The following is a 24460-nucleotide window of genomic DNA, read 5'->3' as shown; positions in this document are numbered from 1 at the left end:
AGGCGCTTCCCTCACCGGGCCGGCGCTCCTACCGTCAGGGCCGTGCCCCCGCCCTGTCGCCGGTCCCGTCGATGAGCGACGACGCCGCGGCGCTCACCGCCGCGGTGCTGGCGGCGGCCTCGGGCGGGCAGCTCGAGGCGACCCTGCACGAGATCGTCGCCGTCGCGGTCCGGCACGTCGACGCCCGCTACGGGGCGCTGGGCGTGCTCACCCCTGACGGGAGCAGCCTGGACCGGTTCGTCACCGTGGGCATGGGGCCCGAGGACCACCAGCGGATCGGCCACCCGCCCGCGGGCGCGGGCATCCTCGGCCTGCTGGTCCAGGACCCGACGCCGCTCCGGCTGGCCGACCTGCGCGCCCACCCCGCCTCCGTGGGCGTCCCCGCGGGGCACCCCCCGATGGGGTCCTTCCTGGGCGTGCCGGTCCGCGCCCGCGACTCCGCCTTCGGCCACCTGTACCTCACCGAGAAACGGACCGGGGGCGAGTTCACCGCCGCCGACCTGGAGATCACCCGGGCCATGGCGGCGGTCGCGGGGCTGGCCATCGAGAACGCCCGGCTGCTGGAGCACGCCGAGCAGCGCCGGGCCTGGTCGCAGGCGGGCACCGACATCGCGACGGCGCTGCTCTCGGGGCGCCCGGCCGGCGAGGTGCTGCGCGCCGCGGCGGCGCGCGTCGCCGAGCTCGCCGACGCCGACACCGTCGGCATCCTCGCGCCGTTGACCGGGGACGAGGGGACGCTGACCGTCACCGCGGCGGTCGGGCCGGACGCCGCCGACTCCGAGGGCGTGCGGATCCCGCTGGCCGGCACCCGGCTGGGGGACGCGCACCGCTCCGGCACGCCCGTGCTGGTCGAGGACGTCGCCGTCCCGCAGGAGCCGGGCACCACCCACGCCGCGGTGATCGGTGAGTTCACGGCCCGCTACGGCCCGGCCCTGTTCCTCCCCCTGGGCGGCGCGTCCCCGCCGACCACGCTGGTCGCGCTGCGGGTGCGGGGGCGACCGCCCTTCGACCCGGCGGTGCTGGAGCCGGCCTCGGCGTTCGGCACCCACGCGACCGTCGCCATGCGCCTGGTCCGCAGCCAGCAGCGCGAGCAGCGGCTGCAGGTCCAGGCCGACCGCGACCGCATCGCCCGGGACCTGCACGACCACGTGGTGCAGCGCATCTTCGCCACCGCCCTGGCCCTGGACCGGCTGGGCCGTTCCGTGGAGGAGACCGCCCCCGCCGTCGCCGGGCGGATCGCGACGCACGTGGACGAGCTCGACGGCACCATCGCCCGCATCCGCGCGTCGATCTTCGAGCTGCACGGCGCGGAGGACTCCTCGTCGGACGCCGTCCGGCGGCGGCTGGCCGAGGTGGTGCGCTCGGTGACCGACGGGCACGGGCTGCGCCCCGACCTGCGGGTGCGCAGCGAGGTCGAGGACCTGCCGCCGGGCATGGCCGGCGACGTGATCGCCGTCGTCCGGGAGCTGGTCACCAACGTGGTCCGCCACGCCCGGGCGACCCGCGTGACCGTGTCGGTGACCCTGGGCGACGAGGTGGGGGTCGTGGTCACCGACGACGGCGGCGGCGTGCCGGCGGTCACGGTGCGCAGCGGGCTGGCCAACCTGGCCGACCGCGCCGAACGCCGCGGCGGGCGGCTGGCGGTCTCCACCGGCCCCTCGGGGACCGAGATCCGGTGGACGGTGCCGCTGCCGGCCTGACGGCCGCCGCCTCAGCGCCGGGGGTCGCGCAGCTCGGTGGCCAGGATGGCGGCCTGGGTGCGGCGCTCGAGCCCGAGCTTGGCCAGCAGGTGGCTGGTGTAGTTCTTCACGGTCTTCTCGGCCAGGCCCATCCGCTCGCCGATCTGGCGGTTGGTCAGCCCCTCGCCGATGAGCGCCAGGACGGTGCGCTCCTGGTCGGTCAGCACCGCGAGCCGGTCGCTGCCGGACCGGGGCCGGGGCGGCGCACCGGGCTCGGCGAGGGTGCCGCCCGCCGCGACGGTCCGCACCGCCTGCACCAGCGCCGAGCCGCGCACCTGCTTGAGCAGGAAACCGGCCGCGCCGGCCCGCACCGCCTCGTCGCGGGCCGCCCGGTCGGCGTAGCTGGTGAGGACCAGGCACCGCACCCGCGGGAGGCGGGCGGTCAGGTCGCGGCAGAGCGTGGCGCCGTCGCCGTCGGGCAGCCGCATGTCCAGGACGGCGACGTCGGGACGGACGGCGGGCGCCCGCGCCAGCGCCTCGGCGCACGAGCCCGCCTCCCCGACGACGGTGATGGCCGGGTCGTCCTCGAGCACGTCGGCCACGCCGCGACGCACCACCTCGTGGTCGTCGACCAGGAACACCCGCACGGTCGGGGCCCCACCGGCTGCCTGCTCCACGCCGCGAACGCTAGACCGAGGTCGCCCTCCGGGGCAGCGTCCCGAGCACGCGGGAAGGGCTTCCTCAGGCCGGCAGCAGCAGCGCCGCGTACAGGGTCAGGCCCGGCCCGAACGCCATGGCCACGACCGGGCCGTCGACGTCGGCCAGCTCCTGGAGCACCAGCAGGACGGTCGCCGAGGAGCAGTTGCCGTGCTCGGAGAGCACCCGGCGGGACGCCGCGACCTGCTCCTCGCGCAGCCCCAGCTCGTCGCGGACGACGTCGATGATGCGCGGGCCGCCGGGGTGCACGGCCCACCCGGCGACGTCCTCGGTGCGCAGGCCTGCTCCGGAGAGCAACTCGTCGACGACGTCGCCCACGTGCCGGGAGAGGACGTCGGGCACCCGCGGGGAGAGCCCCATGCGGAAGCCGAGGTCGGTGACGTCCCAGGTCATGTGGTCGGCCGTGGAGGCGTCGGTGCGCGCGACGACCGCGGCCAGCCGCCGCCCGCGGGACGTGCCGGGCTCGACGACCACCGCCGCGGCGGCGTCGGAGAACAACGCGTGCGCGACCACCTGCTCGAGGTCGTCCTGGGCGGGCTGCACGTGCAGGCTGGTCAGCTCGCAGCACAGCAGCACCGCCGGCCGGGACCGGGCGGTGACGAAGTCGCCGACGGCGGCCAGGCCGGGGATGGCCGCGTAGCAGCCCATGTGCCCGACCAGCAGCCGCTGCAGCCCCGTGGGCATGCCGAGGTCGCTGGCCAGCCGGATGTCCAGCCCGGGCGTCGCGTACCCGGTGCAGGTCGCGACGGCGAACAGGCCGACGTCGCCCGGGGCGAGCCCGGCGGAGTCCAGCGCGCCGGCCACCGCCTGCTTGCCCAGTGGCAGGGCCTCCTCGATGTACCGGGCCATGCGCGCGCCGGTGCCCCAGCCGCTGAGGTCCTCGTCCATGGGGTTGGCCACCGCGTGCCGGCTGCGGACGCCGGCGCCGAGGAAGATCCGGCGGGCGGCGCGGACCCCCGCGTAGTGGTCGGCGAAGAACCCGTCCCAGGCGGCCTCCTGGTCGAGCGTGGTGGGCAGCGCGGACCCGGCCCCGGTGAGGACGGCGGTCGTCACGGGCGCGGCTCCACGGCCGACCTGCTCGGGATCATGCTTCCGACGGTACGTGCGCCGCCGCCGCGTCGCCCGCTCACCGCTTCCGGCCGTAGCCGGCGAAGACCACGGCCGTGGACCGGATCGGCTTCATGCGGACCGAGTCGCGGCGGCCCAGCCGCCAGGCGATCGCGTCCCGGAACGACGGGCGCAGGCCGACCAGGTGGAGGTCCAGACCCAGCCGGTCGGCTGCGGCGAGCAGCCGCTCGCGGTCGACGAAGAGCGCCGGGTCGTGGATGCCCGGTGGCGGGCCGCCGGGCAGCCGCTCCGCCACGGTGACCATGAGGAAGCGGCCGATCCGGGTGGCGGCCAGCGCGTCGACGACCAGGACCCCACCGGGCCGGAGCAGGCGCGCGCACTCCGCGAGCACCGCGACGTCGTCCTCGACGTGCTCGAGGATCTCGCCGGCGACGACGACGTCGGCGCAGCCGTCGGCCAGGGGGACGGCGAGGACCGAGCCGCGCACGGGGAGCACGCCCCGGGCGCCGGCGACCCGGAGCCCCTCCAGCCCGAGGTCGACGCCCACGTGCCGGTACCCCAGCCGGGCGGCGTGCGGGGCCATCAGCCCGCCGCCGCAGGCGAGGTCGACCAGGAGCGCGGGCCCCTCCGCCGGGGGGATGTGCTCGGCCCGGGAGGCGGCCAGCCAGTGCAGCGCGGCGAACCCGCCCGCGGGCTCCCACCACTGGTCGGCGAGGTCGTCGTACTGGGCGGGGTCGTTGCGCGGCAGGGTGGTCGGTCGCACGGTGCCTAGCCCTTCTTCAGCGGATCGTGCCCCCAGTTCATCAGGGAGTACCGCCACCGGGAGCTCTCCACGTCCTCGTGCTCGGGGCGCTGCGCCAGGTGGCGGGCCACGTAGCCGTGCACCTTCCGCATGTGGGCGAGGTCGTCGTCGTCGAGGTCGGCCTTCCTGGTGCGCAGGAGCTCCACGATCCGCCGGCCGGAGGCGTGGCCGGTGGACTCGCCGTCGCCGTCCTTCTGCCCCACGGACCGGGACTCCTCCGTCTCCAGCCACTTCTCCAGCTCGCCCGCGGTCATGTTCACCGCCTCGCCGAACGCGCGCCGGATCGTGTCTGGGTCGTCGGTCGCCATCAGCTCTCCGCTCGGTGGTCGTCCTCCCCCGGGTACCGCCGCGCCGACCGGCGGAAACCGCGCGTCTGGTACTGCTGGTACCCCTGTCCCGTCCCCGGAGGTCCCCGTGTCCGTCACCGTCGTCGGCAGCCTCAACGAGGACGTCCTGGTGTCCGTCGACCGGCTGCCCGGCCGGGGGGAGACGGTGGTCGCCCGCGCCTCGGCGCTCGCCCCGGGCGGGAAGGGCGCCAACCAGGCCGCGGCCGCGGGGCTCCTGGGCGGCGGCGTGCACATGGTCGGCCGGGTGGGCGACGACCCGGCGGGCGACCGGCAGCTGGCCGCGCTGGCCTCCTCCCGGGTCAACGTGAGCCGCGTGCTGCGCACGATCGGCACGCTCACCGGCAGCGCCACCATCCCGGTCGAGGCGGGCACCGGCGAGAACCTGATCGTCGTGGTGCCCGGCGCGAACGCCGAGCTCTCCCCCGTCGACGTCGAGGTGCCGTCGGTGCGGTCGGCGCGCGTGCTGCTGCTCCAGCTCGAGGTGCCGATGCCGGCGGTCGAGGCGGCGGCGCGGGCCGCGACCGGCACCGTCGTCCTCACCCCGGCACCGCCCGCCCCGCTGTCCGACGCCCTGCTGCAGCGGGTCGACGTGCTCGTCCCCAACGAGCACGAGCTGCTCCTGCTGGCCGGAGCCGGGCCGGCCGACCGCTCTCCCGCCGACCTGGTGCGGCTGGCCCGCCGGGTGACGCCGGGCGCCGTCGTGGTGACCCTCGGCGCGCGCGGTGCCCTGGTCGTGCCCGCGGGGGAGGGGCCGGCCGTGCTGCAGCCGCCGCCGCCGGTGACCGCCGTCGACACGACCGGCGCCGGGGACTGCTTCTGCGGTGCGCTGGGCCAGGCGCTCGCCACCGGCGCGACGCTCCCCGACGCCGTCCGGCACGCCGTCGCGGCGGCGGCGGCGTCCACCACGGGCCCGGGCGCGCGGGGCGCGCTGCCCGACGAGGAGACGGTGCGCGAGCTCCTGACCCGGGTGCCCGCGGCCACCCCGGTGGGCTGACCCCCGGTTTCCCCGCCCGAGGACCGGGCACAGGCTTCCCGTCCCACCCGAGGAGGAACCCGCGATGAGCGAATCCCACCGCACGCCGCGCAGCGCCGAGCGCGCCGAGGGCGACCCGGCCGGCGAGGAGCCCGGCAGCGGCCGCACCCCGCACCCCGAGGAGCCGGCCGAGGGCCGCACCGACGCCGCCGGCGGGGGTGCCGACACCCCGGACACCTGACCAGTGCCCGGGCGGGTGACCCACCTCTCAGCCCTGATCAGCCGCGTCCCGGTTTCGCACCGCCACGACCCGGGCACGCGCCGGAGCATGGAGGACAACCTGCTGCACACCCGGGCCACCGACGAGTCGACCGACGGGTCGCGGACCGACTCCTCCGGCGAGACCGCGGCGCGCGCCGTCGCGCGGCTGCTGGCGAACCCGCGCCGCACCCGGCGGGACTGACGTCGGCTGGGCCCTGCGGGGCTCGGCGGTCACGCTGCGTCGTCACACGAACACCTCCGCTCCCCGGTGCCACGGGGAGCCCGCGCGCCCCTCGTCACCCAGAGCGATCAGGGTCGGCGTGCCGCGAACTGCTCCGTCACGATCTGGTGCAGCATCGGTGACGTGACCGCCGCCCTGCCCCTCACCGCCGCCGACGACGCCACGGCTCCGGTCCGCCGCAGCCGCGCCGAGCGGCAGGCGATCGTGCTGGACACCGCCGAGCGCCTCTTCGCCGGCCGGAGCTCCCGCAGCGTGGGCATGGACGAGCTGGTCCGCGAGACCGGGCTGGGCAAGATGACGGTCTACCGGCTCTTCAAGAGCAAGGACGACCTCGTCGGGGCCTACCTCAGCCGCAAGGCGGCGACCGTGCTCGGCTTCATCGACGCCGAGCTCGACCGGCTCGAGGGCGACCCGCGCGCGGCGCTGCTGTCGGTCGTCGACGCCGTCGAGCGCGACGTCACGCGGACCGGGTTCCGCGGCTGCCCGTTCACGAACGTCAGCAGCGAGTACGACGACCCGCAGCACCCCGCCCGCAGCGCCGCCGCCGACTACAAGTTCGAGCTGCACGCGCGCCTGGAGCGGCTGGCCGACGAGATCGTCCCGGGCGACGGCGAGGACCTCGCCGCCCAGGTCCACCTGATCATCGACGGGATGTACCTCTCGGGCGGGCTCCTGGGCCCCGACGGCCCCGCCGCCCACGGGCGACGGCTGGCCGAGCGGCTGATCGAGATCGCGGTCGCCCGCGGCTGACCGCAGGATGGGCCGGTGAGCAACGACCGCACCCGGCCCGACCTCGACGACCAGACCGTGGAGGCGCTCGGCAAGCTGTCCGAGGCCCTGGAGACCGTCGACCAGGCGCGTGGCTTCCTGTACGCCTTCCACCAGCTGACCGGCAAGGCCGACCGGCTCCTGCAGGAGTCCGTCGACCTGTTCCGGGACGCCGGCGCCGGCCCGCTGGCCGCGGACCTCGAGCGGGACCTGGTGGGGCGCAACGTCATCGCCGACCGGTGGACGTTCCAGATCGTCGAGGACTTCGACGAGAACTACTGGGGCACCTTCCGCGCCTTCGACGCGCGCGCCCGGGACGAGCTCGCCGGAGGTGACCGGCACGTGTTCGAGGCGCGGATGAAGCAGCGCGAGCGGACCGCGGGCCACCCCGCGCACGAGGCCGGCCCGGCGCTGGCCGACTGACGGCCCGCCCGGGGGCGCGATCCCGACACGCCTGGTGAGGGCCCTGTTTCCGCGTGCGGGAGCGCGGGCAGATCACTCCTCATGACCATGCCGGACGAGAACAACGCGGGCTCCGACCGCGAGGCCCAGCCGCTCGGCGCGCACAAGGCGCCCGGCGAGGACCGCGACTCCCTGGGCGCCACGGAGGGCCCGGCCGACGGCATCGCCGGCCCGGCCTACCCGCCCGCCGACACCGAACCGGACGCCCGGTGACCGGCCCCGGACGGGAGCCTGCCGGCGCGCAGCGCGACCCGCTCAGCGTCGGGCTCGGCTCCCAGCCCCCGGGCGATCCCGGCGCCGAACCCGACCGCACCACCGAACGACCGGCCGAGCCGGCCCCGGCCCGCGAACGGCACACCGGGAAGGCCATCGGCCGCTCCCTCGCGCTGGCGCTGCTCATCTTCGTCACCGTCGTGCTCGTGCTGTTCGTCGTCTTCAACGGCCAGTCGGTGCAGATCAGCCTCGTCTTCACCGACGTCGAGGGCCCCCTGGTGGTGGCGCTGCTGGTGGCGGCGGCGCTGGGCGGCCTGCTCGTGTGGCTGGCGGGCGCGGTCATGCGCGCGCGGCGTCGCAAGCGCTGACCCCCTCCGGGGCAGACCCCGGCCGCAGGCGTGTCCGGCGCCCCGGTGCTTGCCGTTGCTACTCGCGGGTAATAACGTTTGTTACTCGCGAGTAGGACGACGCCGTCCGCCGGCACGGAGCACGGGAGCCTGAGCGCCATGACGCACTACACCGCCAATCTGCGGGACCTCGAGTTCAACCTCTTCGAGTTCCTGGAGACCAAGGACAAGTTCGGCACCGGTCCGTTCGAGCAGATGGACGCCGGCACCGCGCGCGGGATCCTGGCCGAGATCCGGAAGCTCGCCGAGGGCCCGGTCGCCGCCTCGTTCGTCGACGCCGACCGCAACCCGCCGGTCTTCGACCCGGCGACGAACTCCGTGACCCTCCCGGAGTCGTTCAAGAAGTCGTACAAGGCCGTCCAGGACGGCGAGTGGTCCCGTCTCGACCTGCCCGAGCACCTCGGCGGCTTCGGCGCACCCCACGCCCTCACCTGGGGCGCCTTCGAGATGATCCTGGGCGCCAACCCCGCCGTGTTCATGTACGGCTCGGGCGCCGCCTTCGCCGCCATCCTCGACGAGCTGGGCACGCCGGACCAGAAGCGCCTGGCCGAGCTCATGCTGGAGCACCGGTGGGGCGCCACGATGGTCCTCACCGAGCCCGACGCGGGCTCCGACGTCGGCGCCGGCACCACCAAGGCCGTGCAGCAGCCCGACGGCTCCTGGCACATCCACGGCGTGAAGCGGTTCATCACGTCGGCCGAGCACGACATGAGCGACAACATCATCCACCTGGTCCTGGCCCGCCCCGAGGGCGCGAAGGCCGGCACCAAGGGGCTGTCGCTCTTCGTCGTCCCCAAGTTCCACGTCGACCTCGCGACCGGCGAGCTCGGCGAGCGCAACGGCGCCTACGTCACCAACGTCGAGAAGAAGATGGGCCTCAAGGTGTCGACGACCTGTGAACTCACCTTCGGCGACGGCCCGGTGCCGGCGCAGGGCTGGCTGGTCGGCGGGGTGCACGACGGCATCGCCCAGATGTTCAAGGTCATCGAGCACGCCCGGATGTTCGTCGGCGCCAAGGCGATCGCGACCCTCTCGGCCGGCTACCAGGTCGCGCTGGACTACGCGAAGACCCGCGTCCAGGGCGCCGACCTGACGGCGACCAGCAAGGACGCCCCCCGGGTGACCATCACCCACCACCCGGACGTCCGCCGCTCGCTGATGCGGCAGAAGGCCTACGCCGAGGGCATGCGGGCGCTGTACCTCTACACCGCGGGCTTCCGCGACCGCGTCACCGAGGCGGAGGCCGCCGGGGACAGCGAGGCGGCGCGCCTGGCAGAGCGGGTCAACGACCTGCTGCTGCCGGTCGTCAAGGGCTTCGGCTCCGAGCGCGCCACGGAGCTGCTCACCTCCGAGTCGCTGCAGACGCTGGGCGGTTCGGGCTTCCTGCAGGACTACCCGATCGAGCAGTACATCCGGGACTCCAAGATCGACACCCTCTACGAGGGCACGACCGCGATCCAGGGCCAGGACTTCTTCTTCCGGAAGATCGTCAAGGACGGCGGCGTCGCGCTGACCTGGCTGGCCGAGCAGATCCAGGCCACGGTCGACGGCCAGGCCGGGAACGGCCGGCTCAAGGAGGAGCGGACGCTGCTCGGCACCGCCCTCCAGGACGTCCAGGGCATGCTCACCACGATGTTCGGTCACCTGACCGCCGCCCAGGAGGACATGTCCTCGCTCTACAAGGTCGCGCAGAACACCAGTCGGCTGCTGCTGGCCACCGGCGACCTGATCACCGCCTGGCTGCTGATCCGCCAGTCCGAGGTCGCCCTGGCCGCCCTGGCCGGCGACGTCAGCGAGAAGGACAGGCACTTCTACGAGGGCAAGCTCGCCGCCACGCGCTTCTTCGCCACCCAGGTGCTGCCGAGGCTCACGGCGGAGCGGGCCATCGTCGAGGCCACCGACAACGCCCTCATGGACGTGCCGGAAGCGGCCTTCTAGGAGGACCCTCGCGCCCCCCCACCGCTCGCAGGCTCGCGGCGGGCCCCTGCACGAGGGCCGTTCCATCCCGTCACCGGGGCCGCCTTCGCGTCGGGGAGGCGGCCCCGGTCGTTTGGGGGAGACGACGACGGGCATGGGCTGTCGGGACAGCCGACGGACAGGAGGCCGGCATGACCGATCCGCAGGGCAGCGACCGCATCCAGCAGGACGTACCCACCTCGTCGGGCACGGGGGCCAACAGCGACCTCGCCTCCTCCTTCGACGACGTGCCGCTCACCGCCGAGGAAGGCGTCGAGCGGGACGCCGCCCAGGGGGACGACCTGCCCGCGCGCGCGGACGGCGACGTCGCCCGCGCCACCCGCGCCGGCGCCACCGGCGAGGTCCAGGCCCCGACCGACCGCTCCGGGGACGACGGCCGATGACCGAGTCCCAGCCCACCGGGTACCGCGAGTCCCCCGACACCACGGACGGGCCCGTCGCCGAGGCCCAGGAGGACGGCGCCCCCGAGGGGGAGGCGACGCTCACCACCGACGACGACGCGCAGCGGGACGACGGCGTCACCCGCCCGGGGAACGTCCCCGACTGACCGAGCCCGGGCGGCGGGTGTGCTGCCACACCATCCGGGGGCAGCGTGCTGTGTGCGCGGCGACCGTGGGGCAGGTCGCACCGGCGGCCTAGCGTTCGCGCCATGGCGGTCAACGGTCCCCTGGTCGGGCGGCGGGCACTCATCACCGGCGGGGCGTCCGGCATCGGCCGTGCCTGCGCGCTCCGGCTGGCCGCCGACGGCGCCGACGTCGTGATCGTCGACCGCGACGCCGAGGGCGCGCAGGCCGTGGCCGGGCAGGTGGGCGGCACGGCGGTCACGGCCGACCTCTCCGACCTGGACGCCGTCGACCGCCTCGACCTCGCCGTCGACATCCTGGTCAACAACGCCGGCCTGCAGCACGTCGCGCCGGTGCACGAGTTCCCGGTCGACCGGTTCTCCCACATCCTGCGGCTGATGCTGGAGGCCCCCTTCCGGCTGGTCCGCGGCGCGCTGCCGCACATGTACGACCGCGGCTGGGGCCGGGTGGTCAACGTCAGCTCGGTCCACGGGCTGCGCGCCTCGCCGTACAAGTCGGCCTACGTCACGGCCAAGCACGGCTTGGAGGGGCTCTCCAAGGTCATCGCCCTGGAGGGCGCCGCGCGGGGCGTCACCTCCAACTGCGTCAACCCCGCCTACGTGCGAACCCCGCTGGTGGAGGGGCAGATCGCCGCGCAGGCGCTGGCGCACGGCCTGTCCGAGGGCGACGTCGTCGAGCAGGTGATGCTGGCCCCGGCGGCGGTGAAGCGGCTGATCGAGCCGGTGGAGGTGGCCGACGCCGTCGCCTGGCTGTGCTCCCCCTCCGCGGCCTCGGTCACCGGCACCTCTCTGGTCATGGACGGCGGGTGGAGCGCACGGTGACCGCGCGACCGGCCAGAATGCCGGTCGTGTCCACCCCCCCGGCGCCCTCCTCCGGCGGTGCCGGCCCGCGCCCGGTGCCGGGCCGGACCGCCGAGTTCTTCGAGCTGCTGCTCGGCGACGCCGCGGCGATCGAGTACGAACGGCCGCTGGTGCGGGCGCGGGCGGCGGGGGCCGACGCCGACGAGCTCGCCGAGCTGGACCGGGTCAAGGTGCTGGCGCTGGAGGTCCGCGAGGCGTTCGCCGCCCGGCGCCGCCGGGAGTCCGAGCTCACCGCCCTCTTCGACACCGCCAACGACCTCGCGGCGCTCCGCGGCGTGGACTCGGTGCTCACCGCCATCGTCCGGCGTGCCCGCCAGCTGCTGGGCAGCGACGTCTCCTACCTGACGCTGAACGACCCCGTGCGCGGCGACACCTACATGCGGGTCACCGACGGCTCGGTCTCGGCCCGGTTCCAGGGCCTGCGGCTGCCGATGGGGGCGGGGCTGGGCGGGCTCGTCGCCCAGACCGCCGCGCCCTACGCCACGGCGAGCTACTTCACCGACCCCCGGTTCCGGCACACGACCGAGATCAACGACGGCGTGCGCGACGAGGGGCTCGTCGCGATCCTCGGGGTGCCGCTGGTCCGGGGCGCGCAGGTCATCGGCGTCCTCTTCGCCGCCGACAGACGCGAGCGGACCTTCGACCGGTCGCAGGTCTCCCTCCTGGGCTCGCTGGCCGCCCACGCGGCGATCGCCCTGGACAACGCCCGGCTGCTGGAGGAGACGCGGTCGGCGCTGGACGAGCTCTCGGCGGCCAGCCGCCGGCTGCGCGCCCACACCGCGTCGGTGGAGCGGGCGGCCGGCGCGCACGACCGGTTCATCGACGTCGTCCTGCGCGGCGGCGGGGTCGAGGACGTCGCCGCCGCGGTGACCGAGGCCCTGGGCGGCAGCATCACCGTGCTCGACGAGGAGGGCCGGGCCGCCTCGCCCGGCGCCGAGGCGGCGACCGCGCTGCCGCCCGATCCCGCCGGGGCCCTCACCCTGGCCCGCGCGACCGGCCGCACGGTGCAGGACGGCAGCTGGTGGACCGCCGCCGTCACGGTGGACAGCGAGTTGCTGGGCGGGCTGGTGCTGCACCGCGAGGAGGAGCTGGCCGACTCGGACCAGCGGATCCTGGAGCGCGCCGCGCTGGTCACCGCCCTGCTGCTGCTCATCCGCCGGACGGCGGGCGAGGCGGAGAACCGGGTGCGGGGTGAGCTGCTCGAGGCGCTGCTGAGCCCCGGGCTGCGCGACCCCGACGGGCTCCGGGAGCGCGCACGCCGGCTGGGCGCGGACCTCGACCGCCCGCACGCCGTCGTCGTCGCCCGGGTCGAGGCCCGGTGCCGGCCGCGGGCGCTGGCCACCGCGGCCCACCTGGCGGCGACCCGCGGTGGGCTGGCCGGCCTGCACGGCGGCTGCGTCGTTCTCTGCCTGCCCGGGCTCGAGCCCGGCACCGCGGCGGCCACGGTCCGCCGGGAGCTCGCCGCCGCCGGCGCCGGAGCGGCCACCGTCGGGGGCGCCGGGCCCGCCTCCGGCCCCGGTGCGGTCGCGGCCGCACACGCGGAGGCCGCCCGCTGCGCGGCGACCCTGGTGGCGCTCGGCCGCACCGGCGACTCGGCGAGCGCCGAGGAGCTGGGGTTCTTCGGCCTGCTCGTCGGGGAGGGCCGCGACGTGCCCGCCTTCGTGACGGCGACGCTGGCCCCCGTGCTGGAGTACGACGCGAAGCGGGGCACCGACCTGGAGGGGACGCTGGAGGCCTTCTTCGCGGCGGGCAGCTCGCCGGCCCGGGCGGCGGAGGCCCTGCAGGTGCACGTCAACACCGTCACCCAGCGCCTGGACCGCATCGGCCGCCTGCTCGGCCGGGAGTGGTCCTCCCCCGCCCGCGCCCTGGAGGTCCAGCTCGCGCTGCGCCTGCACCGGCTCACCCGCGTCGACCCGGACTGACTTCCCGGCCGGCGCCCCGACAGGGGCTCGTACCCTGGCCCGGTGCAGCAGACCGCCGTCCACCCGCCGGTCCTGGCGGTCGAGGAGTGGCAGGCGCGGACCGCGGCGCACGAGCTGCGGGTGGACCGCTGGGCGGTGCCGCACCGCGAGCGGCGCCGTCGTGGCGAGACCCACCCGGTGCTGGACTTCCTGTTCACCTACTACTCCGAGACGCCGGGCCGGCTCCGCCGCTGGCACCCCGGCCCGGACGTCGCCCTGGCCGGGCCCGCACCGCACGCGGGCCGGCGCTGGTACGGGACCGACGGCGCGACGGTGCGGCTCGACGTCGCCGCCTTCCTGGCCGACCGCGGGGACACCGTGCGCTTCGTCCGCCGGCTGCTCGTGGCGACCGCCTCCCGCCCGGCGTTCACCGGGTGCTTCGGTCTGCACGAGTGGGCGATGGTCTACCGCGACACGGGCACCCGGCACCCGGTCCCGCTGCGGCTCGGCCAGGAGGGCACCGACGCCGTCGTCGAGGCGCACCCGGTCCGGTGCAGCCACTTCGACGCGTTCCGGTTCTTCACCCCGGCCGCCGTCGGGCGGAACCGGCTGCAGCCCACCCGCGAGAGCCAGCCGCTGCTGGAGCAGCCGGGGTGCCTGCACGCGGGCATGGACCTCTACAAGTGGGCCTACAAGCTCAGCCCCGCCACACCGGGGGAGCTGGTCGCCGACTGCTTCGAGCTGGCCGTGGCGATCCGGGAGCTGGACATGCGCGCCTCCCCGTACGACCTGCGCGCGCACGGCTACGCCCCCGTCCCGATCGAGACGCCCGAGGGCAAGGCCGAGTACGTGGCCGCGCAGCGAGGGTTCGCCGCGCGGGGCGCCGTGCTGCGGCAGCGCCTGATCGACGTCTGCGACCGCCTCCTCACCGGCACCGCGACTCCGCCGTCCCCGTGGCCGGGATCAGGGAACCTGATCGTGGAGCGTCCTCCCTCAGCGCAGGACGTGAGGGAGGACGCTCGATGATCAGGGGCGCTGATCGTCGCGGGCAGACCGGGCGCGGCGCGGGTCAGGGCCCGTCACAGCACCGAGCTCACCGCCCGGACGAGACCTCGACCAGGCCCGGTCCGGACGCCGGTCGCCGGTCCAGCACGCGCGCGGGTGCCGGCAGCCCGAGGAAGAAGCCCTGCGCCAGCTGGACCCCGCTCTCCCGCAGCGCGTCCCGCTCGGTCGCCGTCTCCACTCCCGAGGCCACGACACGGCACCCGCGCTCCTCGGCGAAGGGCACGAGCGCCGCGAGCAGCGCACGCCGCGCGGCGTCGTGCTCGATGCCGACCGTCGTCTCCCGCCCGAGCTTGAGGAACCCCGGCCGGTGCTCCTCCACCCAGCGGAAGCTCTCGTAGCCCACCAGCGGGTTCTCCAGCGCGACCTGCACCCCGATCGGCAGCTCGGCCGCGGAGAGGCTCCGCCCCTCGACCAGCGTGCCGGACTCCAGGACCACCGGGCAGGTCGAGCGGCTGACGATGCTGGAGAGCTCCCGCGGCGAGTGCCACAGCGCCGGGGAGACGTTCACCGAGACCCACGCACCCTCGGGCAGCGACGCCGCGGCGGCCAGCGAGGCCCGCAGCAACGCGCCGTCGAGGTCCACGCCGATGCCGCGGTCGGTCGCCGCATCCAGCCGCTCCTGGGGAGCCCGTCCGTCGGCGAACCGGCACAGCGCCTCGTACCCCACCGGTTCGCCGGTCGTGAGATCGACGATCGGCTGGAAGACGGTGAAGAAGATGAAGTCGCGGAACGCGGCCACCACGGCGCTGTCGTCCGGCTCGACCGGCGGGGCGGACCGCGGCGCGGGGACCGGGGCGACCTCCCGCACGCCGCCGACATCCGCGGGCACGGCGATGCCCCCCGGCGTGCCGGGGATGCCGTAGTGGAGGACGGAAGCCCAGTCGGGAGCCGGCGGGACGGCGACGGGCCGGGGCTGGGCGGCTCCCGACGACCGGGACGGCCGGCCCGCGCGGACGTCCCCCTGCCGACGCGGCTCCACCGGGCGGTAGAGCCAGTCCCGCAGGTGCACCCACAGGTCCACCATGCTGTTGCCGAGACCCACGAACGCGACCATGGCGTAGGTGGCCAGCGCGGTGTTGAGCGCGGCGAAGACGAGATGGCCCCAGTGCTGCGACTGGATGTCCACGACGACGGTGTAGGCGGAGAACCCGATCAGCGCCAGGGGCGCGAGGATGAACACGGCCCCCGCCGTCGTGCGGTCACGAACCTTCGGCGTCCGCTTGAAGGCGCTCTTCTCCCCGGTGATCAGCTGCAGGATGGAGGCGAAGGAGCCCGACAGGTTGACCGGCAGCAGGATCAGGTTGAAGCCGTAGATGCGCAGGACGTCGGTCCGCCGGTACCCGGTGGCGCGCAGATCTCCGGCCATCATGAGGAAGTACGGCACCGACACGAGCAGCAGGAGCGGGTGGAGCAGCTCGGCGTTGAACGGGTAGAAGAGCATGACGACGAGGCACACGGAGCTCCAGAAGATGGAGGCCATGTAGTTCACCCGGAGGAACAGCTCGCCGAAGCGGTTGCGCTCCCCGCGCGCCCGGCGGGCCCGGACCTGCTCGCGCAGCTTGGAGAGGATGAGCAGACCGCCGTTGGCCCACCGCTGCCGCTGGATGCACAGCGAACCGAAGTCGGGCGGGGTCGCCGAGTAGGCCAGCCGCTCCGGGTAGTTCAGCAGCGACCAGCCGTGCACCCCGAGGTCGATGGTCGACTCGGTGTCCTCGATGACCGTGCGGTCCTGGATGTAGCGCCGGATCTCGAAGTCACCGTCGTAGTCCACCTCGACGATGTCGTCGAGGGCCCGCTTGCGCAGCACCGCGTTCGCCCCGACCCAGAAGGTCGCGTCGTACTGGGTCATGCCCTGGTGCACGATGTGCTGCAGGTCCGTCGACGCACCGGAGATCCGCTCCAGCCGGGTCGCCGACCCCGGGAACGAGCTGTACGGCGTCTGCGCGACGGCCACCCCGCTGTGCGCGCTCTGGCTGAGCAGGTGCACGATCCGCGCGGCGTACTCCGGGAGCAGCATGCTGTCGGCGTCCAGGGTGAGGACGTACTCGGGCTCCTCGACCGTCAGGTCGGCCACCCGTGCCGCAGAGCTGACCAGCGCCAGCCCCACCGGCGTCTGGACCTCCCGGTAGCTGCCCCCCATGAGACCGATGTAGCTGTTGAGGTTCATGGCCTTGTTCGGCTCGTGGGAGAGCGACCGGTAGCGCTTGCGCTCGAAACTGCTGACGCGTGCGCCGAAGGTCGCGGTGAGCCGGCGGTAGAGCTGCAGCAGCCGGTCGCCCGGGAGGACCGCGCCCTCCTGGGCCGCGCTGACCAGCGCATCGCCGACCGTGGCGAGGTCCGCGGCCAACGCGCCGACCACGTGCTCGACGAAGAAGACGTCGGTGTGGTCGATGACCTCGTGCCGGGCGCCCAGGTCGTGCAGCCACTCGACGGCGAAGCGGTAGTGCTCGGCCAGCTCCCGGACGTCGTCGGCCCTCGCGGCCCGGCCGGCGCCGTCCCCCACCGCCCGCTCGAAGGCGTCGCGGGCCTCCCGGAAGCGGCCGGCGGGCACCTCGAGCTGGGCCGTGATGCTGCCGGGGAGCGCCCGCGCGTCGTCCAGCAGTGCCCGGGCCCGGTTCGTGGTCGGGTTCTGCGGGTCGTCGATGAGCAGCACCACGTGCAGCGCCGGGTACTCCTGGAGCGCCGCCGACAGCAGCGTCGTCCGGATGACCCGCTCGTCCTCCTGGTACGAGGGGACGAGCACCGTCACCGGAGCTGCGGGCTGGTCGAAGAAGGCGTCGAGGACGGCGCGCGACGCCCGGGTGTGCGCCCGGCTCCGGTAGAAGAACCCGATCCGGGTGATGAGGTAGGCCATGGCCGATGTGGCCAGGCCGGTGATCAGCAGCAGGTAGACGATCGCCTCGATGACCAGCCGCGCGCTGTCAGCCTTCCCCTCGATGAACTGCTGCTCGATGGTGAAGGCCACGTACACGGCCCACGCCGAGACGGTCAGGACGATGGCCAGCCGGCCGATCGCCATGCGTCGCTCGGACACCTTCGCGGGCACCAGCGGGAGGGGTTCCCGCCGCCGGTCGCTCCCCCACTGCCGCCGGACGTCCGGCCGGCGCGGATCGGGAAGGGTTCGTCGCATCAGTTCCGCCTTCGTGCTCGTCGACTCCGACGGGTGCCAGGCGTCCGACCGGCGTCCCCCACGTCGGATCGCATCCTGCGGCCGCGGCAGCCCCGGCCGCTGCCCCCGGTCACCCCTCGTGATGAGGCCCGTGCCCGGCGTGGGTCGGACGGGTGCCACCACGGGGCAGGCTGTGCCGAGGTCGAACCACCCAACCGCAGTCCCGACCGGGGACCGCGTCGACGAGAGCGAGGGCTTCCATGGGCGCATCGAGCGCCGCACCCCGGGACGAGGAGCAGCCGGTGGCGCGCCGGCTGTCCTGGGCGCGCGTGGGCCTGCTGCTGCTGGTCGTCGCAGCGGTCGCCGGCGGGGCGTTCGTCTCGGTGACCGAGGCCGCCGACCGGACGGAGCCGGCGAGCCTGTCCTGGAGCGTCCCCTACGTCGACGTGACCCTGACCCCGACCTTCCAGTTCCAGGACCCGTCGGTCAACCCCGCGCGAACCGTCGCCCTGGCCTTCGTCGTGGCCGACCCGGAGGACGGCTGCGCACCCAGCTGGGGCGGCTACTACTCCCTCGAGCAGGCCGGTACCGACCTGGAGCTGGACCGTCGGATCGACCAGCTGCGGTCTGCCGGCGGCGACGTGATGGTGAGCTTCGGCGGGCTGGTCAACGACGAGCTCGCCATCACCTGCACGGACACCGGTGACCTCACCGACGCGTACCGCGACGTCGTCGAGCGCTACGACCTCTCCGCCGTCGACCTCGACGTGGAGGGCACCGCCGTCGCCGACCTCGCCGCGGCCGGCCGGCGGGCGGCCGCCCTGGCCGACCTGCAGCGCGAGCGGGCGGCCGCCGGCTCCCCCCTCGCCGTGTGGCTCACCGTGCCGGTGGCCCCGACCGGGATGACCGCCGAGGGCGTGGAGCTCGTGCGCGCCACCCTGGCCGGCGGCGTGGAGCTGACCGGCGTCAACGTGATGACGATGGACTACGGCGGCGCCAAGCCCGCGGAGCAGTCCATGATCGAGGCGACCGAGCAGGCGCTCCGCGCCACAGCTGGTCAGGTCCGCGCCCTGTACGAGGAGATCGGCACCTCCCTGGGGGAGCGCGAGGTCTGGAGTCGGATCGGCGCGACCCCGATGATCGGCCAGAACGACGTCGAAGGCGAGGTCTTCTCCCTCGACGACGCCGCGGCGCTCGCCTCGTTCGCGCGTGCCACCGGCCTGGGGCGGCTCTCGCTGTGGTCGCTGAACCGCGACACCGGCTGCGGCGCGAGCTTCGCCGACGTCGCGGTCCACTCGAACACCTGCAGCGGCGTCCCCCAGGAGGCCCTCGCCTTCGTGACCGCGTTCGCCGGCCTCGGTGGCGACGGCCCCGCCGTGCAGATCGACGACACCGTGGAGGATGCCGGCCGTCAGCCGGTCGTCGACGACCCGGCGACGAGCCCCTACCCGATCTGGCGGGCCGAGGCCCAGTACCCGGCCGGCTACAAGGTCGTGTGGCACGGCAACGTGTACGAGGCCCGCTGGTACGCCATGGGGGTCGACCCGTCCGTGCCGGCCACGGCCGGTGTCCCGTCGCCCTGGGCGCTGCTCGGCGTGGTGCAGACGACGGAGTCAGCCCCCCAGCCGGTGCCGACCGTCACCGACGTGACGGAGGTGTGGAACCCCGACGCCCTCTACCAGCGGGGCGCCCGGGTGCTCCTGGACGGGCTCCCCTACGAGGCGCGCTGGGCCAACCGCGGGGCCACCCCGGGGACCCTGTTCCCGATCGGGCCCGATGAGGCCTGGGGGCCGCTGTTCACGATCCCCGGCGAGCCCGCCGGGAGCTGAGCCCGGGGGGCGGACGCCGTACCGTCCCAGGGGTGACCTCTCCGCACACCGACCGCTGGATCCGCCTCGACGGCACCACGAACATGCGCGACCTGGGCGGGCTGCCCACCACCGACGGCGAGCGGACGGCGACCGGCCGGATCCTGCGGAGCGACAACCTGCAGACCCTCACCGACACCGACGTCCGGCGCCTGGTCGGCGAGCTCGGGCTGCGCCAGGTGATCGACCTGCGCACCACCGCGGAGATCCTGCTCGAGGGGCGCGGCCCGCTGCGCGCCGTCCCCGAGGTCACCCACCGGCACTTCACCCTGCTGCCCGAGCGGGGGCACCACACCGACGTCTTCGCGGTCGAGGAGGACGACCCCCGGCCCGAGCTCGCGGCGGGGTGGACCGAGTCGCTGCTGCCGCGGCAGGTCGCCGCCCACGACGAGGGCGAGCCCCCGGCCGTGCGCTCCTACCTGGGCTATCTCGGCCAGCGCTCGGAGAACGTGGTCGGGGCCCTGCGGGCGCTCACCCGGGCTCCCGAGGGCGCGTCGGTGGTGCACTGCGCGGCCGGCAAGGACCGCACCGGCGTGGTGTGCGCCCTGGCGCTCGCGGTCGCCGGGGTGCCGCACGAGGAGATCGTCGCCGACTACGCGCTCACCGCGGAGATCATCGACGCGCTGGTGGCGAAGCTGGCCACCTCGCCGACCTACGCCGAGGACATGGTCACCCGCGACGTCGCCAGCCACACCCCGCGCGCCGAGACGATGGACCGGCTGCTGGCGCTGCTCGACGAGCGCTTCGACGGCCCGGTCGGCTGGCTGCACGCGCACGGCTTCGGCGCCGACGAGCAGGCGGCGCTGCGGGCGCGGCTGCGCGGCTGAGCGGTCAGCGGCCGGCGCGGGCCGAGGGGCCGCGCCGCTGCTTCTCCCGGTACATCGCCGCATCCGCCTCGCGGAGCAGCGCGTCGGCGTCGCACGCCCGCTCCTCATCGAGGACGGCGACCCCGACGCTGGTGCCGACCCGCACGGGGGTGCCCTCGAGCCGGAAGGGCTCGTCGAAGCAGGCGGTGATGCGGTCGGCGAGGAGCTGCGCGTGGCCGGCATCGGCGAGGTCCGGGAGCACGATGGCGAACTCGTCCCCGCTGAGCCGGCCCACCGTGTCCCCGGGGCGGACGGCGGCGCGCAGCCGCGCCGACACCTGGCGCAGGAGCTCGTCGCCGGCCGCGTGCCCGAGCGAGTCGTTGACCTCCTTGAACCGATCGAGGTCGCAGAACAGCACCCCGAGCCGGCCGCCGGGACCGGTCGCGGCGAGCGTCGTCTCCAGCCGCTCCAGGAAGAGGACGCGGTTGGGCAGGCCGGTCAGCGCGTCGTGCGTGGCCTGGTGTCGCACTGTCTCGAGGAGCCGGGCCTTCTGCAGCGCCGTGGCGGCCTGGTCACCGACACCGCGCAGCCGGGCCAGCACGTCACCGCCGAGCTCGTCGGGCGCCTGCCCGGTCTGCCAGCCGACCGTCACCACGCCCAGGAACGCCGAGCCGGCGAGCAGGGGGACGGCGACGACGCGCGCGCTCCCGACGCCCCGCAGCAGCGCGCGGATGGTGGGGCTGCTGGTCGTGTCGTCGAGGACGAGCGGGTCCCGCTCGGTCAGCAGCCCCATCAGCTCAGGCGTCTCCTCGGGACGCAGCGCGGTCAGCCGCATCACCGCTGCCTGCTCCTCGGACAGGCCGGCGGTCGCGGACGCCCGCAGCACCCCGGCACCGGGATCCCACAGCAGGAGGCTGGCACGGGCGCAGCCGACGACGCGCAGCAGCGCCGCGGTGACCAGCTCGGCCACCTCCACGGCATCCGCCGCGGCGGCCAGCTCGTGGGCCAGCTCCAGCAGCGCACCTGCCCGGCCCGCCTCCGTGCGCGCCTCCTGCAGGGCGATGATCAGATCCAGGGCCGCCGCCGCGTGCCCCGCGTAGGCGGCCAGCATCGCGTGCTCGTCGGTCATCTCGCCGTCGCCCGACGGGTAGATCGCGGCCAGCCGGCCGTGCCGGCGGCGCGGGGAGGCGACGTCGACCACCACGGCGGTGGCGTCCAGGTCGTCCCCGGCGAGGATGCGGGCGGCCAGGGCGGGCAGCTGGTGCTCGGGGATGCCGGCGCCGTGGACCAGCGGCGGCCCGCCGCCCGGCGCGGTGACGACGAGCAGGTGTGCCGGGGCGAGCACGGCTTCGCCGGCGCGGGCCACGATGCGGTGGAGGACGGTGTCGAGGTCCTCGCTGGCGACGAGGTCGCCCGCGGCCGACTGGAGCGTGCGCAGCTGTCCCCGCAGCGCCGCCAGCTCCGGGTCGGCATCCGCCGCGCCGGGCCGTCGGCGGCGCCACCGCGACCGCCGCTCCCAGGTGAGGCGGTAGATGCAGGTCCCGGTGCCGTCGACGCAGCACTCGGTCTGCGCGAGCACGCCGGGAGGCAGGCCGAAGATGGCCGGGATCGTGACCGCCAGGCCGCGCGCGTAGGCGCAGTCCAGCGCCGAGTGGGCGTAGCCGTCGGCCAGGTGCAGGGCGACGGTCGCCGACGTCGCGGTGGTCTCGCGGATCTCCATCCGGGAGACGGTGGTGAATTTCGCCGCGGCCCGGGGCAGCTGGCGGAACACCTGGCGCGGTGTGCCGAGCGCACGCAGGACCAGCAGCAGGGAGTGGCCCAGGCCGCTGCGCATCGCGGCCGCGCCCACGTGGAACATCGTGTCCGGGTCGCCCAGCACCTCGGTGGCCGCGGTGAACAGCCGGATGCGGGTGTCGTAGCTCCACCAGCAGGCCTGGTCGTCGACCTGGTCGGCGACGTCGGCGAGCCCGGCGCGGTCCAGCACCGCGGCGACGGCGTCGTCCCCACCGTGGCGGCGGACGTAGTGCAGCACCCCGGCCATGGTGATGCCGGGGGTCTCCCGCGCCTCGGCCGACCGGCCGGCGCTCGCGGCGCCGGTGGCGGGTGCTCGTGTGCCCACGGCTCGGTGATCGGCGGACCAGCACCCCCGCTTGAGCGGAACCGACCGCTTCGGGTGAACCGCGGTCGCGGGTCGGAGGCGCACCCCGGACGGGCCGGGACGCACGCGACCCCGGTCCCTGAGGGGGAACCGGGGTCGGTTTCACGGGCCGCGCGCCGCGCGGCCGGGGCTCAGCGGCCGAGGAGGTGGCTGCCGTTGGCCATCGTCAGGAGCTCGTCACGCATGGCCGGGCTGCTGCTGCGGGCCAGGGCCTTGTTCAGCTCCCGGCGGGTACGCGCCAGCTGCCGACGCCGCCGCCAGCTGGTCGTCACGCTGCTCATCGTTGTTGCCTCTTTCGTCGGAATGTGATGCCTGCTGCCGTAGTAACGCAGGCACCTGCCAATCTAATCCGACGAAACGTCGGCGGACCTGAGATTCCACCGAAGGTTCCTCATCCGTTGGGGTGAGAGTCGTCACGCGGCGAGGGCCGCGCGAGCCGCCGCTCGGGCCGCCAGCGGTTCGTCGGACGCCAGCGCCGCCTCGGCAGCCCGCTGGCAGGCCACGAGGTCGACGGTGGACAGGCGGGCGCCCACCCCGGCGACGGCGGAGGTGGCACAGGACAGGGAGCTGACCCCGAGCCCGACGAGGACGCACCCCAGCAGCGGATCGGCGGCAGCCTCCCCGCAGACGCCGACCGGTTTCCCGGCGCGCCGACCCGCAGCGGCCGTGAGCGCCACCAGCTCGAGCAGCGCGGGCTGCCACGGGTCGGTGAGCTCGGCGAGATCGGCGGAGAGCCGGTCGGCGGCGAGGGCGTACTGGGACAGGTCGTTGGTGCCGATGGACAGGAAGTCCACGTGGGCGAGCAGGCGCTCGGCGTGCAGGACGGCCGAGGGCACCTCGATCATCACGCCGGGCACCAGCCCACGGGCGCGCACGGCGGAGGCGAAGCCGGCCGCCTCCGGCACGGTGGCCACCATCGGCGCCATGACCCAGGGCGTCGACGCGGTCCGCGCCGCCGCCTCGGCGATCGCGTCGAGCTGGCGCTCGAGCAGCCCGGGGTCGCGGCGGGCGACCCGCAGGCCGCGGACGCCGAGCGCCGGGTTGGCCTCGTCGGGCGGGGTGGCGAAGGCCAGCGGCTTGTCCGAGCCGGCGTCCAGGGTCCGGACGACGACCTTCCGGCCCGGGAAGGCCGCCAGGACCTCGGCGTACCCGGTCGCCTGCTCCTCGACCGAGGGCTCCTCCGCGCGGCCCAGGAACGCGAGCTCCGTCCGGAACAGCCCGACCCCCTCGGCGTGCGCACGGGCGGCGGCCCGGGCGCCGGCGCCGTCCTGCACGTTGGCCAGCACCTGGACGACGTGCCCGTCCCTCGTGCGCCCCGGCCCCCGGTACCCGGCCAGCGCCTCGGCGGCCAGCCGGGCGGCGGCCACCCGCGCCCTCGCCTCCTCCGGCTCGGGGTCGACGGTCAGCGTCCCCTGCTCGCCGTCGAGGAGCACCGTGGCCCCGGCGGGGACCGCGTCGAGCCCACCGACGCCGACGACGCAGGGCAGGCCGAGCTGGCGGGCGATGATCGCGGTGTGGCTGGTCGTGCCACCCAGCCGGGTGGCCAGCCCGAGGATCCGTGCCGGGTCCAGGCCCGCGGTGTCGGCCGGCGCGAGGTCGTCGGCGAGCAGGATGGAAGGCACGTCCGGCGCGGGGACGCCGGGCTCGCCCTGGCCGGTGAGCTCGGCGACGATCCGGTCGCGGACGTCGCGCACGTCCGGCACGCGCTCGGCCATCAGGCCGCCCAGCGCCGCGAACATGTCCATGAACTGCTGCGCGGCCTGCACCGCGGCGACGGCGGCCGGGGCGCCCGCGTCGATCCGCTGCTCCGCCGCGGTGCGCAGCGCGCGGTCCCGCGCGATGCCCGCCGTGGTGCTGAGGACCTCCGCGCTCACCCCGGTCGCCGCCGCGGCGCGCGAGGTGAGCCGCGCGGCCACGGCCTCGGCGGCCGCGCCGTAGCGGGCCTTCTCCGACTCCCGCTCCGAGCCGGGCACCTCGGCGCCGTCGTCGGCCGGGAGGCGGATCGCCCCCGCGGGGCGGACGACGGGCCCGACGGCAGCCCCTGGGACCACCGGGGTGCCGGTGAGGACCGCGGGACCCGCGGTCGCGGGCGGGGAGACGGTGCTGGACATGAGGACCTCGCTCAAGGCCGGTGCGGGAGGGCGGGTGCCGTGATCAGGGTCACGAATTCCTGTTGACTTGTCAACGGATCGGA

At 75.3% G+C, this 24460-nt stretch carries 24 protein-coding genes; 16 read left to right on the top strand and 8 right to left on the bottom strand.

The window, feature by feature from the left end:
- Positions 1-71: 71 nt before the first annotated feature.
- Positions 72-1700 (top strand): GAF domain-containing protein, encoded by a 1629-nt coding sequence (locus ACI792_RS09335; RefSeq protein ID WP_456602352.1) that lies wholly within the window; start codon positions 72-74, stop codon positions 1698-1700.
- A gap of 11 nt (positions 1701-1711) precedes the next feature.
- Here the strand turns inward: ACI792_RS09335 and ACI792_RS09330 are convergent, their stop codons facing one another.
- From ACI792_RS09330 to ACI792_RS09315, 4 genes are all read right to left on the bottom strand, one after another.
- Positions 1712-2356 (bottom strand): response regulator, encoded by a 645-nt coding sequence (locus ACI792_RS09330; protein ID WP_456602351.1) that lies wholly within the window; start codon positions 2354-2356, stop codon positions 1712-1714.
- A gap of 64 nt (positions 2357-2420) precedes the next feature.
- A complete protein-coding gene (locus ACI792_RS09325) occupies positions 2421-3449 on the bottom strand; it encodes a type III polyketide synthase (RefSeq protein WP_456581015.1) in 1029 nt (342 codons plus the stop codon).
- A 73-nt stretch (positions 3450-3522) separates the two neighbouring features.
- Positions 3523-4227 carry a methyltransferase domain-containing protein gene (locus ACI792_RS09320; protein ID WP_456602350.1) on the bottom strand — a complete coding sequence of 235 codons (705 nt, stop codon included), beginning with the start codon at positions 4225-4227 and terminating at the stop codon, positions 3523-3525.
- Between the two features lie 5 nt (positions 4228-4232).
- Entirely contained in the window at positions 4233-4574 is a 342-nt protein-coding gene (locus ACI792_RS09315) for a DUF3140 domain-containing protein (protein WP_456602349.1), read from the bottom strand.
- Between the two features lie 106 nt (positions 4575-4680).
- Here ACI792_RS09315 and ACI792_RS09310 point away from each other — a divergent pair, with 106 nt between their 5' ends.
- The 13 genes from ACI792_RS09310 (at position 4681) to ACI792_RS09250 (ending at position 14286) form a co-directional block, all read left to right on the top strand.
- Positions 4681-5607, top strand: a complete 927-nt coding sequence (locus ACI792_RS09310) for a ribokinase (protein WP_456602348.1) — start codon at positions 4681-4683, stop codon at positions 5605-5607.
- Positions 5608-5671: 64 nt separating this feature from the next.
- Positions 5672-5827, top strand: coding sequence for a hypothetical protein (locus ACI792_RS09305; protein ID WP_456581011.1), 156 nt, complete (start codon positions 5672-5674; stop codon positions 5825-5827).
- Positions 5828-5914: 87 nt separating this feature from the next.
- The gene (locus ACI792_RS09300) at positions 5915-6049 is read left to right on the top strand and encodes a hypothetical protein (protein WP_456602347.1); all 135 of its coding nucleotides are present in this window, start codon (positions 5915-5917) and stop codon (positions 6047-6049) included.
- A gap of 162 nt (positions 6050-6211) precedes the next feature.
- The gene (locus tag ACI792_RS09295) at positions 6212-6838 is read left to right on the top strand and encodes a TetR/AcrR family transcriptional regulator (protein WP_456602346.1); all 627 of its coding nucleotides are present in this window, start codon (positions 6212-6214) and stop codon (positions 6836-6838) included.
- Positions 6839-6853: 15 nt separating this feature from the next.
- Positions 6854-7279 (top strand): hypothetical protein, encoded by a 426-nt coding sequence (locus ACI792_RS09290; RefSeq protein WP_456602345.1) that lies wholly within the window; start codon positions 6854-6856, stop codon positions 7277-7279.
- Between the two features lie 81 nt (positions 7280-7360).
- Positions 7361-7531 carry a hypothetical protein gene (locus ACI792_RS09285; RefSeq protein WP_456602344.1) on the top strand — a complete coding sequence of 57 codons (171 nt, stop codon included), beginning with the start codon at positions 7361-7363 and terminating at the stop codon, positions 7529-7531.
- Entirely contained in the window at positions 7528-7899 is a 372-nt protein-coding gene (locus tag ACI792_RS09280; RefSeq protein ID WP_456602343.1) for a lipopolysaccharide assembly protein LapA domain-containing protein, read from the top strand. Before ACI792_RS09285 ends, ACI792_RS09280 begins: the two co-directional genes overlap by 4 nt.
- Positions 7900-8037: 138 nt before the next feature.
- The gene (locus ACI792_RS09275; RefSeq protein ID WP_456602342.1) at positions 8038-9876 is read left to right on the top strand and encodes an acyl-CoA dehydrogenase; all 1839 of its coding nucleotides are present in this window, start codon (positions 8038-8040) and stop codon (positions 9874-9876) included.
- 170 nt (positions 9877-10046) lie between these two features.
- Positions 10047-10298 carry a hypothetical protein gene (locus ACI792_RS09270; protein WP_456581004.1) on the top strand — a complete coding sequence of 84 codons (252 nt, stop codon included), beginning with the start codon at positions 10047-10049 and terminating at the stop codon, positions 10296-10298.
- Positions 10295-10462 (top strand): hypothetical protein, encoded by a 168-nt coding sequence (locus ACI792_RS09265; protein ID WP_456581003.1) that lies wholly within the window; start codon positions 10295-10297, stop codon positions 10460-10462. The genes ACI792_RS09270 and ACI792_RS09265 overlap by 4 nt, the downstream gene beginning before the upstream one ends.
- Positions 10463-10564: 102 nt before the next feature.
- Positions 10565-11320 carry a 3-hydroxybutyrate dehydrogenase gene (locus tag ACI792_RS09260; protein ID WP_456602341.1) on the top strand — a complete coding sequence of 252 codons (756 nt, stop codon included), beginning with the start codon at positions 10565-10567 and terminating at the stop codon, positions 11318-11320.
- Between the two features lie 17 nt (positions 11321-11337).
- Positions 11338-13281, top strand: a complete 1944-nt coding sequence (locus ACI792_RS09255; RefSeq protein ID WP_456602402.1) for a helix-turn-helix domain-containing protein — start codon at positions 11338-11340, stop codon at positions 13279-13281.
- A 42-nt stretch (positions 13282-13323) separates the two neighbouring features.
- Positions 13324-14286 carry a 3-methyladenine DNA glycosylase gene (locus tag ACI792_RS09250; RefSeq protein ID WP_456602340.1) on the top strand — a complete coding sequence of 321 codons (963 nt, stop codon included), beginning with the start codon at positions 13324-13326 and terminating at the stop codon, positions 14284-14286.
- Between the two features lie 67 nt (positions 14287-14353).
- On the opposite strand, the gene ACI792_RS09245 is transcribed toward ACI792_RS09250, so the two are convergent.
- Positions 14354-17359, bottom strand: a complete 3006-nt coding sequence (locus ACI792_RS09245) for a glycosyltransferase family 2 protein (protein ID WP_456602339.1) — start codon at positions 17357-17359, stop codon at positions 14354-14356.
- Between the two features lie 335 nt (positions 17360-17694).
- Between ACI792_RS09245 and ACI792_RS09240 the strand changes: the two genes are divergently transcribed.
- Positions 17695-19263: a chitinase gene (locus ACI792_RS09240; RefSeq protein ID WP_456602338.1), complete on the top strand. Its 1569-nt coding sequence runs from the start codon at positions 17695-17697 to the stop codon at positions 19261-19263.
- A gap of 32 nt (positions 19264-19295) precedes the next feature.
- Complete coding sequence (locus ACI792_RS09235; RefSeq protein WP_456602337.1) at positions 19296-20129, top strand: tyrosine-protein phosphatase; 834 nt, start codon at positions 19296-19298, stop codon at positions 20127-20129.
- Between the two features lie 4 nt (positions 20130-20133).
- On the opposite strand, the gene ACI792_RS09230 is transcribed toward ACI792_RS09235, so the two are convergent.
- The 3 genes from ACI792_RS09230 to ACI792_RS09220 form a co-directional block, all read right to left on the bottom strand.
- Complete coding sequence (locus ACI792_RS09230; RefSeq protein WP_456602336.1) at positions 20134-22227, bottom strand: diguanylate cyclase domain-containing protein; 2094 nt, start codon at positions 22225-22227, stop codon at positions 20134-20136.
- A 170-nt stretch (positions 22228-22397) separates the two neighbouring features.
- Positions 22398-22547 carry a hypothetical protein gene (locus ACI792_RS09225; protein WP_456580996.1) on the bottom strand — a complete coding sequence of 50 codons (150 nt, stop codon included), beginning with the start codon at positions 22545-22547 and terminating at the stop codon, positions 22398-22400.
- A 132-nt stretch (positions 22548-22679) separates the two neighbouring features.
- Complete coding sequence (locus ACI792_RS09220) at positions 22680-24377, bottom strand: putative PEP-binding protein (RefSeq protein WP_456602335.1); 1698 nt, start codon at positions 24375-24377, stop codon at positions 22680-22682.
- Positions 24378-24460 lie beyond the last annotated feature (83 nt).

The organism is Blastococcus sp. SYSU DS0669 (assembly GCF_054050895.1).
This window is presented reverse-complemented; position numbering and strand designations above follow the sequence as displayed.